The sequence below is a fragment of the Sulfitobacter sp. M13 genome, assembly GCF_053474885.1.
Map to the genome: position 1 here is coordinate 1,416,235 of NZ_CM130281.1, position 11,790 is coordinate 1,428,024.

10 protein-coding genes are annotated in these 11,790 nt (G+C 59.7%); 8 read left to right on the plus strand and 2 right to left on the minus strand.

Features of this window, described 5'->3' with window-relative positions; all coding sequences use genetic code 11:
* Positions 1 to 39 precede the first annotated feature (39 nt).
* Positions 40 to 1,812, plus strand: a complete 1,773-nt coding sequence (locus ACVBAU_RS06705; RefSeq protein ID WP_138923874.1) for an SLC13 family permease — start codon at positions 40 to 42, stop codon at positions 1,810 to 1,812.
* 79 nt (positions 1,813 to 1,891) lie between these two features.
* Here the strand turns inward: ACVBAU_RS06705 and ACVBAU_RS06710 are convergent, their stop codons facing one another.
* Positions 1,892 to 3,664, minus strand: coding sequence for an SLC13 family permease (locus tag ACVBAU_RS06710; RefSeq protein WP_138923873.1), 1,773 nt, complete (start codon positions 3,662 to 3,664; stop codon positions 1,892 to 1,894).
* Between the two features lie 161 nt (positions 3,665 to 3,825).
* Here ACVBAU_RS06710 and ACVBAU_RS06715 point away from each other — a divergent pair, with 161 nt between their 5' ends.
* Positions 3,826 to 4,566, plus strand: coding sequence for a YebC/PmpR family DNA-binding transcriptional regulator (locus ACVBAU_RS06715; protein ID WP_448328635.1), 741 nt, complete (start codon positions 3,826 to 3,828; stop codon positions 4,564 to 4,566).
* Between the two features lie 142 nt (positions 4,567 to 4,708).
* Here the strand turns inward: ACVBAU_RS06715 and ACVBAU_RS06720 are convergent, their stop codons facing one another.
* Complete coding sequence (locus tag ACVBAU_RS06720; RefSeq protein WP_138923871.1) at positions 4,709 to 4,948, minus strand: hypothetical protein; 240 nt, start codon at positions 4,946 to 4,948, stop codon at positions 4,709 to 4,711.
* Between the two features lie 203 nt (positions 4,949 to 5,151).
* On the opposite strand from ACVBAU_RS06720, the gene ACVBAU_RS06725 reads away from it, so the two are divergent.
* The 6 genes from ACVBAU_RS06725 (at position 5,152) to betB (ending at position 11,649) form a co-directional block, all read left to right on the plus strand.
* Positions 5,152 to 5,748, plus strand: coding sequence for a LysE/ArgO family amino acid transporter (locus ACVBAU_RS06725; RefSeq protein ID WP_448328637.1), 597 nt, complete (start codon positions 5,152 to 5,154; stop codon positions 5,746 to 5,748).
* Between the two features lie 37 nt (positions 5,749 to 5,785).
* Positions 5,786 to 6,688, plus strand: coding sequence for a DMT family transporter (locus ACVBAU_RS06730; protein ID WP_448328639.1), 903 nt, complete (start codon positions 5,786 to 5,788; stop codon positions 6,686 to 6,688).
* Positions 6,689 to 6,810: 122 nt separating this feature from the next.
* Entirely contained in the window at positions 6,811 to 7,386 is a 576-nt protein-coding gene (gene betI, locus ACVBAU_RS06735; protein WP_093733315.1) for a choline-binding transcriptional repressor BetI, read from the plus strand.
* Positions 7,383 to 8,891, plus strand: coding sequence for a choline-sulfatase (gene betC / locus ACVBAU_RS06740; protein ID WP_448328642.1), 1,509 nt, complete (start codon positions 7,383 to 7,385; stop codon positions 8,889 to 8,891). The genes betI and betC overlap by 4 nt, the downstream gene beginning before the upstream one ends.
* 63 nt (positions 8,892 to 8,954) lie before the next feature.
* Positions 8,955 to 10,139 (plus strand): BCCT family transporter, encoded by a 1,185-nt coding sequence (locus ACVBAU_RS06745; protein ID WP_448328644.1) that lies wholly within the window; start codon positions 8,955 to 8,957, stop codon positions 10,137 to 10,139.
* Between the two features lie 58 nt (positions 10,140 to 10,197).
* The gene (gene betB, locus ACVBAU_RS06750) at positions 10,198 to 11,649 is read left to right on the plus strand and encodes a betaine-aldehyde dehydrogenase (RefSeq protein WP_448328646.1); all 1,452 of its coding nucleotides are present in this window, start codon (positions 10,198 to 10,200) and stop codon (positions 11,647 to 11,649) included.
* Positions 11,650 to 11,790 lie beyond the last annotated feature (141 nt).

The window sequence follows — 11,790 nt, forward strand, 5'->3', positions numbered from 1 at the left end:
CAGTCTGATTTTCCTTTGCCCAAGGCCGGATATACCTGAATGGACTTTCTAAACCTGTCGGATAGCACCTCTGCAATCCTGGCGTTGACCGTTGTTGTGATCATGTTCGTCATGTTCCTGCGCGAATCCCTCCCGACCGAGGTCGTGGCGCTATCGGGGGCGGCCGTCATGCTGGCGCTTGGCATCTTACCCTATGATGATGCGCAGGCGGTGTTGCAGAACTCGGCCCCTTGGACCATTGCCGCGATGTTTATCGTGATGGGCGCGTTGGTGCGCACGGGCGCGCTGGATGTCCTGACGCGGATGGCCGAACGCTACGCCAAGACCCACCCCAAGTCGGCAGTGGTCGGCGTGATCGTGGCCGTGATGGCGGCCTCTGCGGTGATGAACAACACGCCCGTGGTGGTGGTGATGATTCCGGTCGTGGTGCAGCTGAGCCAGACGCTCGGCACCAAAGCTTCTAAGCTGCTGATCCCGCTTAGCTATGCGGCAATCATGGGCGGTTCGCTGACACTGATCGGGACATCGACTAACCTTCTGGTGGACGGTGTCGCGCGGTCTCAGGGGCTAGAGCCGTTTGGCATCTTTGAAATCATGCCCATCGGTCTGGTGGTCTGCGCATGGGGGCTGATCTATATGGCTGTCTTCGCGCCCAAGCTGCTCCCTGCGCGTGACAGTATGGCGAATATGCTGTCGGACCGATCCAAGATGAAGTTCTTCACCGAAGCCGTGATTCCGCCGGACTCCAACCTGATCGGACGCGAGGTGCTGGATGTGCAGCTCTTTAAACGCGAAGGCGTGCGGCTGATCGACGTGGTGCGCGGCGACCAATCCTTGCGCCGCGATCTTGCCAGTGTCGAACTGCGGGTTGGTGACCGTGTGGTTCTGCGGACCCAGATGACGGAACTCCTGAGCCTTCAGGCCAATAAGGAACTGAAACGTGTCGATCAGGTTTCCGCCGTTGAAACCTCTACCGTAGAGGTGCTGATTACACCGGGCTGCAAAATGGTGGGCCGCACGCTGGGGGCGCTGCGTCTGCGGCGGCGCTATGGCGTGTACCCTCTGGCGGTGCACCGCCGGAACCAGAACATCGGCCGCCAGCTCGATGATCTTATCGTCAAAGTCGGTGACACGCTGCTGCTCGAGGGCGCGATGGAGGATATCCAGCGTCTTGCCGCAGATATGGATATGGTCGATGTATCGCAGCCTTCAGCCCGCGCATTCCGGCGTGGGCACGCCCCGATCGCCATCGCTGCACTGGTGGGTATCGTGGTGCTGGCCGCTCTTAACATCGCGCCGATCCTGCTGCTGGCGGTGCTGGCCGTGGCCCTGGTGCTGGTCACAGGCTGCATCGACGCCGAGGAGGCCTTCAGCTTTGTCGACGGCCGCTTGCTTGCGCTGATTTTCTCGATGCTCGCCATCGGGGCAGGGTTGCAAAACTCCGGTGCGATCAGCCTGATCGTTGATAATATCGCACCGTTCCTTGGCACGCTGTCACCCTTCTATGTGATCTTTGCGGTGTTCCTGCTGACGACAACGTTGACAGAAATCGTGTCGAACAACGCGGTGGCAGTGATCATGACGCCGATTGCCATCAGCCTCGGGTCCGCGCTTGGCATGGACCCGCGCCCCTTGGTGGTCGCGGTCATGATCGCAGCGTCTTGCGCCTTTGCGACACCCATTGGCTACCAGACGAACACGCTGGTCTACGGTCCGGGCGGCTACCGTTTCACCGACTTCATGCGCATCGGTATCCCCTTGAACCTGTCGATGTCGTTGCTCGTCTCCCTGATGATCCCGTTGTTCTGGTAGCGCACAGCCCGCGCTTCCAAATGGATTAAATCCCGGGGGTCCGGGGGCTGGCCCCCGGCTCCTTCACTTGCCCTGCGCCCTAAAGTGGCCAGAACACCAGAATGGCCGGAATAGATACCGCCACGACGATGATCTCAAGCGGCAGCCCCATGCGCCAGTAATCGCCAAAGCTATAGCCCCCGGGCCCAAGGATCAGCGTGTTGTTCTTATGTCCAATGGGCGTCAGAAACGCGCTTGAAGCCGCGACGGCGACCGCCATCAGGAAGGGGTCGGGCGATACATCAAGGCTTTGCGCCATCTGGATGCCTACAGGGGCGGCAACGATGGTGGTGGCGGTGTTGTTCAGCACGTCCGACAGGGTCATCGTGACCAGCATCAACACGGTCAGCACCACCCACGCGGGCATCCCTTGGGTCAATCCGACCAGCGCACCGGCAATCAGCTCCGTCCCGCCAGAGCTTTCCAGTGCCGCCCCCAGCGGGATCATCGACCCCAGCAGGACGACGACTGGCCATTCAATATGGGTGTAAAGTTCCGACAGCGGAACGATCCGCGCCAGCACATAGGCGATCACCACCAGCCCCAAGGCCACAGGCAGATAGATCAACCCAAAGCTCGCCGCCGTCACCGCGCCGGCGAACAGGCCAATGGCAAGCCATACCTTGTGGTTTTCGGTCACCGCCAGCCCGCGGTCGGCCAATGGCAGCACGCCCAGCCATTCGACCACATGCGAGGCGGTATCGCGGGGTACCAGCAACAGCAAAATGTCGCCCACCTGCAACTCGGTCTTGCGCAGCTGAGAGGTAATACGTTTGCCGCGCCGCGACACCCCCAGCAGCACAGAGCGCTGCCGCCACGACAGGCCAACTGCCTGTGCAGAACGGCCATTCATACGGGAATCGCTGGTGACCACGACCTCGATGATCTCGACGCCTTCGCCATCGGCGTGCAGCCGGTCCTCGCGGTCGGCGTCGGCGACGTGCAAATCCAGCGTGCTGCGAAACTCGTCGAGCGCATCCGGCGTGGCCTCAAGCACCAGCGCATCGCCCGCGCGCAGGGGCAGGTTGCGCGATTGGCCGTAGCGGCGCTTGCCGTCGCGGATCACCCCCAGCATGGCGACATCAGCCTTATCGGCGACATCCTGAAGTTCGGCCAGACGTTTGCCAACTTGGGCGTTGCCTTCGGGGATCGTAAGCTCTGCCAGATAGGGGGACAGGTCTTCGGGGCCCAATACGTTGTTTTCGCGTTGCGGAATGAAGCGCCAGCCGATCAGCGCGACAAAGGCCAGCCCCGCCGCCGCCGCAATCCCGCCCACGGGGGCAAAGTCGAACATGCGAAACGGTTCCCCAAGGGATTCCTGCCGGATCGAGGCGATGATGATGTTGGGCGGCGTCCCGATCAGCGTCGCCATCCCGCCAAGGATCGTGGCAAAGCTCAGTGGCATCAGGCTTAACCCCGGTGATCGCCCCGCCTTGCGGGCGGTCTGGATGTCTACCGGCATCAGCAACGCCAGTGCGGCGACGTTGTTCATAAAGGCCGATAGCACCCCGCCGATCACCCCCATCAGGGTAATATGCCCGCCCAAACTGCGCGAGGCATCGACCAGCGTGCGGGTGATCAGCAGCACCGCCCCCGACCGCGTCAATCCCGCCGATACGATCAACACCAGTGCCACCACCAGCGTCGCAGGGTGACCAAAGCCGGCAAAGGCATCCTTGCTCTCAACGACCCCCAGCACCACCGCGACCATCAGCGCGGAAAAGGCCACAAGGTCATAGCGAAAACGCCCCCACAGCAGCATGCCGAACACGGCGGCAAATAGCGTAAACAGAATAATTTGGTCAGTGGTCATTTCGGCATACCTTGGGTGAACTGCGCTTGCAGCACTAGCAGCCGCACCACAGGCTGTCTGCCCCAAACGCTGCCACGGGGGGCCGCGTGCGCGGTGGCTTGTTCAGGTGCCTAGGCTGCCGTATAGAGGGCCAACACTGAATTTTAGCATATGAGGTCACCATGGCAGGTCACTCAAAATGGGCAAATATCCAGCACCGTAAGGGCCGTCAGGACAAACTGCGCGCCAAGGTGTTTTCAAAGCTCTCCAAGGAAATCACCATCGCGGCGAAGATGGGCGAACCCGACCCGGACAAGAACCCGCGTCTGCGCCTTGCGGTGAAGGAGGCCAAGGGCCAGTCCATGCCCAAGGACAACATCGATCGCGCGATCAAGAAAGCCGTGGGCGGCGAGAGCGAGGATTACGAAGAAATCCGCTATGAAGGCTACGGCCCCAATGGTGTCGCAGTGATCGTCGAGGCGATGACCGATAACCGCAACCGCACCGCGTCGACCGTACGTTCCACGTTCACCAAGAACGGCGGCAATCTGGGCGAGACAGGCAGCGTCGGCTTTATGTTCGACCGCAAGGGAGAGATCACCTATCCCGCCAGCGTAGGCGATGCCGATACGGTCATGATGGCCGCGATCGAAGCCGGTGCCGAAGACGTTGAAAGCTCGGACGAGGGGCATGTGATCTGGTGCATGGACACCGACCTCAACGAGGTGAGCAGCGCTCTCGAAGCCGAGCTCGGCGAATCCGACAGCACCAAGATGGTATGGCGTCCGACCACCACGACCGAGATGGACCTCGAGGGGATGGAGAAGCTGATGAAGCTGATCGACGCCTTGGAAGACGACGATGACGTGCAACGCGTCACGACGAACTTCGAAGCCTCTGACGAGGTGATGGAGCAGCTGTAAGCAGCGCGCCCCGCCTCTGACATCAGTCGGGGCGCGGGGTTAGCTTATGCAGGCACCGGTCACCACGACTTTAGAGACATAAAAAAACCGCCCCTGGCTTGCCAGCTGGGCGGTTTTTTTTAATCAGCGCTTGGGCCGAAATTTACCCCAGAAGGCGCGCCATACGAAACAGACCACCCCATGCGGGTTTAGTTCTCGTTTCGGGGGCACGCTGTTGCGCAATGGCTGACAGCACGCGCTTGACTTCGTTCAAACGGCCCAACGCCTTGGAGCCGCCTGCGCTTGCCTGAACGCTCAGGATCTTGGATTGCGTGTGCAGGGCTGCTTCGATGAGCGCCAATTCATCTTGGCTGATTTCCAGCTTCTGTTTATTGTCGAACATGACAGTATTCCTTGGTTGTCTTAGAGGGGTCAGATAGGCGCTCTATCTGTGGTTCGCTAGTAGTAACGGGCCCAATCACGCAAATGTTTCGCGGCCGCAATAATAAAATTGGGGTTGCCGCGGGGGAAGGTTTTACTTTTTGGTGAACGGCGGTGCCGCATCCTGCCGATACCACCCCAAATACCCGACGGAGCCTGCCAGACATGACCGCCTTTTTCCCCGGCTTTGCGCTTGGTCTAACCTTGATTTTGGCCATCGGCGCGCAGAATGCTTTTGTGTTGCGTCAAGGGTTGCGGCTGCAGCATGTTTTCTGGGTTTGCCTGACCTGCGCCCTATCCGATGCCGTGTTGATCGCGGCGGGGGTGGCGGGATTTGGCGCGCTGGCTGTGGCGGTGCCGTGGTTTGAGGCGGTCATGCGCTTTGGCGGCGCGGCGTTCTTGATCTGGTACGGCTTCCAGAATGCATGGTCTGCGTGGCAGGGGGGGCATGCGCTGTCGGTCGATGGCACCGCGCCGACCAGCCTGCGCCGCACGATCCTGACACTATTGGCGCTGACATGGCTGAACCCGCATGTTTATCTGGATACGGTCGTGCTGCTGGGATCGATCGCTGCGCAATATGACAACCGCTTTGCCTTTGGGCTGGGGGCGGTCAGTTCGAGCTTTTTCTTCTTCTTTTCTCTCGGCTATGGCGCGCGGCTGTTGGGGCCATTCTTCAGCAAGCCGCGCAGCTGGCAGATACTGGACGGCGTCATCGCCCTGACAATGTGGGCCATTGCGTTGAAACTTCTGCTGATGTGACCTTGCTCTTGCCGAAGCATTGCGGAATGTTGCGCAGATGAAAACTGCACATCCCCAAAGCCCCGTCACCGGTATCTTCTGGATGGTCGTGACCGGCCTTTGTTTCATCTGTGTGACCGCTTTGGTCAAGCATATGGGGCCGCGCCTGCCATCCTCAGAGGCTGCTTTTATCCGCTACGGCTTTGGTCTGGTGTTCCTGCTTCCCGCCATCGGGGCGCTGCGCGCGGCCAAGCTGTCGCGCCGGCAATGGGCGCTTTTTAGTGTTCGGGGCGGGTTGCACGCGATCGGGGTGATCTTGTGGTTCTACGCGATGACCCGCATCTCTATCGCCGAGGTAACGGCGATGAACTATCTCGCGCCCATTTATGTTACCGTCGGGGCCGCGCTGTTTTTGGGCGAAACGCTTGCGCTGCGCCGGATTATTGCGGTTGTGCTCGGGTTGGTCGGGGCCGCGATCATCCTGCGGCCGGGGTTTCGGGAACTGACTGGTGGGCATTTCGCTATGCTGATCGCGGCGGTGGTGTTTGGCGGGGCATATTTACTGGCCAAAGTGCTCGCGGACGAGGTGCGCCCCTCGGTTGTCGTGGCGATGATGTCGCTGTTTGTGACGCTGTTTCTGGCCCCCTTTGCGCTGGCATCTTGGATTACCCCCACATGGGAGGAGGTCGGAATTCTTGCCGCTGTCGCCTGCTTTGCAACTGCAGGTCACTACACGATGACGCTCGCCTTTGCTGCTGCACCCCTGACGGTGACCCAGCCCGTGACCTTCCTGCAGCTGGTATGGGCGACGGCACTTGGGGCGATCGCTTTTGCCGAACCCATTGATATCTGGGTCGTTCTTGGCGGTGCCGTGATCCTCGGCTCTGTCACCTTTATCACTTGGCGCGAAGCGATGCTGAAACGCCAGATCACACCCGCCGCACCGGCGACGAAATTCTAGCGGCACCGGCTGCTTGGATGTGACTAAATCGGGGGTTGATCCACCCTGAGGTTTTTATTGACTTGCCAGTCAATAAACGTAGGTTTGATAGCCAGACGCTATCAAACCACTAAGGATTCTTTATGCCCAAAGTCGGAATGGAGCCTATTCGCCGCGACGCATTGGTCAAAGCGACGATTGCCGAAATCGGTGCCGCACAGTCTTTGGATGTGACGGTTGGCCAGATCGCGCGCCGCGCTGGTATGTCATCGGCGCTGGCGCACCACTACTTTGGCGGCAAGGATCAGATTTTTCTGGCAGCCATGCGCTATATCCTGTCGGAATACAGCGCCGAGGTGCGGCGCGAACTCCGGCTGACCAAATCCCCTCTCGGGCGCGCCGAAGCCATCATCCGCGCGAGCTTTGAGGAAAGCTATTTCGACCCGGCCACCGTCAGCGCCTGGATGACGCTCTATGCCTCGTCGCGCACCAATACTGAAACCTATCGCCTTCTGGTGGTGTATCAGCGGCGCTTGCGGTCGAACCTGACCTATGCGCTGCGCCCGATCTCGGACGATCCGTCCGGGGATGCCGACACATTGGCCGCCTTGATTGACGGGCTGTACCTACGGGCCGCACTGTCCGATGATGGAAATGCGCGCACCGCCAGTGACCGTGCCTTATCCGTCCTGCATATGCTTGTGGGGACCGCGGTATGACCCAGCCCAATATCCTGATCCTGATGGTTGACCAGTTGAACGGTACGCTGTTTCCCGACGGTCCCGCCGACTGGCTGCACGCGCCGAACCTCAAGAAACTGGCCGCGCGGTCGACGCGGTTCAAGAACGCCTATACCGCCAGCCCGCTGTGCGCACCGGGACGGGCGGCATTTATGTCGGGGCAACTGCCTTCGGCCACGGGTGTCTATGACAACGCAGCAGAATTCCCGTCGAGCGTACCGACCTATGCGCACCACCTGCGCCGCGCAGGCTATCAGACCTGCCTGTCGGGCAAGATGCATTTCGTTGGCCCCGACCAGCTGCACGGGTTCGAAGAACGCCTGACCACTGATATCTACCCCGCCGATTTTGGCTGGACGCCGGATTACCGCAAACCCGGCGAGCGCATCGACTGGTGGTATCACAACATGGGGTCCGTCACGGGTGCGGGCGTGGCTGAAACCAGCAACCAGATGGAATATGACGACGCCGTTGCCTATGAGGCGACGCGCAAGATTTACGACCTGTCACGCGGTCTTGATCCGCGCCCGTGGTGCTTGACCGCCAGCTTTACGCACCCGCATGATCCTTATGTGGCGCGCAAGAAATACTGGGATCTCTACAACGATTGTGACCACCTGCTGCCCGAGGTGCCCGATCTGGGGTACGACAATCAGGACACCCATTCCAAACGCATCTTTGATGCGAACGACTGGCGCAGCTTTGACATCACTGAGGGGGACATCAAACGCTCGCGTCAGGCCTATTTCGCCAACATCAGCTATCTCGACGACAAGATCGGGGAAATTCTGCAAACGCTAGAGGAGACGCGGCAGGAGGCGATTATCGTCTTTTGCTCGGACCACGGCGATATGTTGGGCGAGCGCGGGTTGTGGTTCAAAATGAGCTTTTTCGAAGGGTCGTCCCGCGTGCCAATGATGATCGCCGCGCCGCAGATGGAGCCCGGTCTGCAGACAACCGCCGTTAGCAACATCGATGTCTGTCCGACGGTCTGTGATCTGGCCGGCGTGTCGATGGACGAACTGATGGAGTGGACCACGGGGCAATCTTTGGTGCCCATGGGGCAGGGGATTGAACGCACCGAACCCGTCGCCATGGAATACGCGGCAGAGGCGTCTTACGCGCCGATGGTGTCGCTGCGCTATGGCAAGTGGAAGTTCAACCGCTGCGCCCTTGATCCTGACCAGTTGTTCGATCTGGACGCTGATCCGCATGAATTGACCAACCTTGCCGAGGAACCCGCCCATCAGGGGACGCGGCTGACCCTGTCGGCCAAGGCTGATGCCCGCTGGGATCTGGCTGCCTTTGACGCTGATGTGCGCAAAAGTCAGGCCCGCCGCTGGATCGTCTACGAGGCGCTGCGCAAGGGCGGATATTATCCTTGGGATCACCAGCCGCTGCGCAAAGCGTCAGAGCAATACATGCGCAACCACATGGATTTGAACGTGCTCGAAGACAACAAACGTTTTCCGCGCGGCGAATAGCACAACCGCCCAAGGGGTGCGGGCACCCAAAATAATAATGCACCCCCAATACGGAGGGACAATATGTTAACAACCATCATTTCGTTCGGGGTCATCATGGCCTTGAGCCTAACCGTTTTTTGTACGATCAAGTGGTGGAACCTGCCGCTGACCGGTGTGACGCCGGTGCCGCTGTTCACCTTTATCGCGATCCTTTTCACCTCGGGTCTGGATGTGGGGCTGATCATGTTCCCACTGGCCTTTGACTATCCGCTTTATGCGGATACGGGCGCGGAGCCTGCCTATGCGTTCACCAATCCGCTGGCGCTCGAATTCGGGTTCTGGGGCTTTCTGATCTGGGCCTTCTATTTCCTAACGACCTTTTATTTCTGCGCGATTGAACCGCGGGTGAAGTTCTTTGAAATTCCCGCGATCAAGCTGCTGAACAACATCGTCATCATCACTACCTGCGCCTTCACGGGTGCATTGTTCCTGATCTATATGCCCTATTACATCGCCGAGGTCGGCGACGGAGAGACGATCCTGCCGGTCTTCTACCTGATCTGCTTCCTCGTGATCCTGATTGCGGCATTCAGTTCGACGGACCTCAAGTTCGTGCGCGTGCTTTCTGTCAGCTCGACGCTGCTGTTTCTGGCGCTGATTGCTTACATGTGGCTGAACGCCGGCATGGGACTGGGCGAATTCGCCTCAACCGCAAGCAATCTGGGCGGCTATTTCACCAACATCCACAAGTTCGTCATCCCGTTGACCGATTACCACGAATTCTACCTGTTCTGGTGGTTCGCATGGTCGATCATGATCGGACAGTTCGTTAGCCGTTTTGTCGGCGGGCTGAAAACGTGGCAGCTGCTGGCTTCCTTGCTGGTGTTCCCGTCGATCCCGCTGGGGCTGTGGTTCTCGGTGCTGTATTATTACCACCTGAATGGCATCGGCACCGAAGGCTTCCCGAACTGGGCTATGACCATCGTGGGCATCGTGTTCGTGATCAACTCCTTCGACAGTTTGATCCGCCTTTACACCGATAACCTGAACTTCACGACAGAACGCTTTGGCACGGTGTCTTACGTCTTTGCCAACGCCATCGGCCTGTTCGTGCTGACCCTGCTGTTCCAAAGCCAGTGGCTGCAAATCCAGTGGGTCGGGACCATCGTCATAGGCATCTACCTGCTGGCGCTTGGCTATATGTTCTTTGTCAAACGCCGCCACCTGCACGGGCTGGATGGCAACCCCAATGTGGCTGCCGAATAAACCTTAAACCTATCAGGCCCCGCCGTACGGGCGGGGCCCAACCGAAAAAGAGAGACCTATGCAAACGCAACCCAAAGCAAGCCACTTCATCAACGGCGAATACGTCGAAGACACCAATGGCACCCCGATCGAGGTGATCTATCCGGCCACCGGCGAAGTGATCGCGACCGTCTACGCCGCCACGCCTGAAATCGTGGACAAGGCCATCACCGCCGCACGCAAAGCGCAGCGGGCTTGGGCGGCGATGACCGGTACCGAACGGGGCCGCATCCTGCGCCGTGCAGCCGACATTATGCGCGAACGCAACCACGATCTGTCGATCCTCGAAACCTATGATACGGGCAAACCCTATCAGGAAACCTCTGTCGCGGATGCCACCAGTGGCGCGGACGCGCTTGAATATTTCGGCGGGCTGGCCGCATCGCTGACGGGCGAGCATATCCAGCTGGGCGAAGACTGGGTCTATACCCGACGCGAACCTCTGGGGGTCTGTGTCGGCATCGGCGCGTGGAACTATCCGACGCAAATCGCTTGCTGGAAAGGCGCACCGGCGCTGGCCTGTGGCAATTCGATCATCTTCAAACCGTCCGAAACAACGCCGCTGTGTGCGCTGAAAGTCGCGGAAATTCTGGTCGAGGCAGGGCTGCCCGCCGGTCTGTATAACGTTGTGCAAGGCATGGGCGACGTGGGCGCGTCCCTTGTGACCGACCCGCGCGTCGACAAAGTATCGCTGACGGGCTCTGTGCCGACAGGCCGCAAGGTCTATGCCGCCGCCGCCGAAGGCATCAAGCACGTCACGATGGAACTGGGCGGCAAGTCCCCGATGATCGTGTTCGAAGACGCCGATATCGAAAACGCCATCAGCGGCGCGATCCTGGGTAACTTCTACAGCTCAGGTCAAATCTGCTCGAACGGCACCCGCGTCTTTGTGCACCGCGACATCAGGGAAGCTTTCCTCAAGCGGTTGGCTGAACGTCTCGACACCGCGGTGATTGGCGACCCGATGGACCCCAACACCAGCTTTGGCCCGATGGTATCAAAGCGCCAGATGGAGATCGCGCTAAGCTATGTCGAAAAGGGCAAGGCCGAAGGCGCGCGTCTGGTCTTTGGTGGCTCGGCGATTGACCGTGAAGGGTTCTACATGCAGCCCACCGTCTTTGCCGATGTGACCGACGACATGTCTATCGCGCGTGAAGAAATCTTTGGGCCGGTCATGTCCGTTCTGGATTTCGACACCGAGGAAGAGGTCATGGCCCGCGCCAATGCGACCGAATTCGGTCTGGCCGCCGGTGTGTTCACCAAAGACCTGTCCCGCGCGCACCGCGTCGCGGCGGGGTTCGAAGCAGGCACCTGCTATATCAACACCTATAACGATGCGCCGGTCGAAGCGCCGTTTGGCGGCATGAAAAACTCCGGTGTGGGGCGTGAAAACTCCAAGGCGGCGATTGATCACTATAGCCAGCTGAAAACCGTCTACGTGCGCATGGGCGATATGGAAGCGCCTTTCTAAGGCGCAGGGAAAATTGTTGAGAGGTGCCTTGGGGATCGGCCTGATCCTCAAGGCACCTCGTCACTGTTGGGATGCAAGTCATGAGCGCATCAAGGACAAGCCGCGCCAGACGCGCGGCGGCCTAGGGCCTCCCTGACCCGC

Coding starts and splice junctions, on each gene's coding strand:
- ACVBAU_RS06705 (WP_138923874.1), top strand. CDS start 40: ATGGACTTTCTAAACCTGTCGGATAGCACCTCTGCAATCCTGGCGTTG.
- ACVBAU_RS06710 (WP_138923873.1), bottom strand. CDS start 3,664: ATGACCACTGACCAAATTATTCTGTTTACGCTATTTGCCGCCGTGTTC.
- ACVBAU_RS06715 (WP_448328635.1), top strand. CDS start 3,826: ATGGCAGGTCACTCAAAATGGGCAAATATCCAGCACCGTAAGGGCCGT.
- ACVBAU_RS06720 (WP_138923871.1), bottom strand. CDS start 4,948: ATGTTCGACAATAAACAGAAGCTGGAAATCAGCCAAGATGAATTGGCG.
- ACVBAU_RS06725 (WP_448328637.1), top strand. CDS start 5,152: ATGACCGCCTTTTTCCCCGGCTTTGCGCTTGGTCTAACCTTGATTTTG.
- ACVBAU_RS06730 (WP_448328639.1), top strand. CDS start 5,786: ATGAAAACTGCACATCCCCAAAGCCCCGTCACCGGTATCTTCTGGATG.
- betI (WP_093733315.1), top strand. CDS start 6,811: ATGCCCAAAGTCGGAATGGAGCCTATTCGCCGCGACGCATTGGTCAAA.
- betC (WP_448328642.1), top strand. CDS start 7,383: ATGACCCAGCCCAATATCCTGATCCTGATGGTTGACCAGTTGAACGGT.
- ACVBAU_RS06745 (WP_448328644.1), top strand. CDS start 8,955: ATGTTAACAACCATCATTTCGTTCGGGGTCATCATGGCCTTGAGCCTA.
- betB (WP_448328646.1), top strand. CDS start 10,198: ATGCAAACGCAACCCAAAGCAAGCCACTTCATCAACGGCGAATACGTC.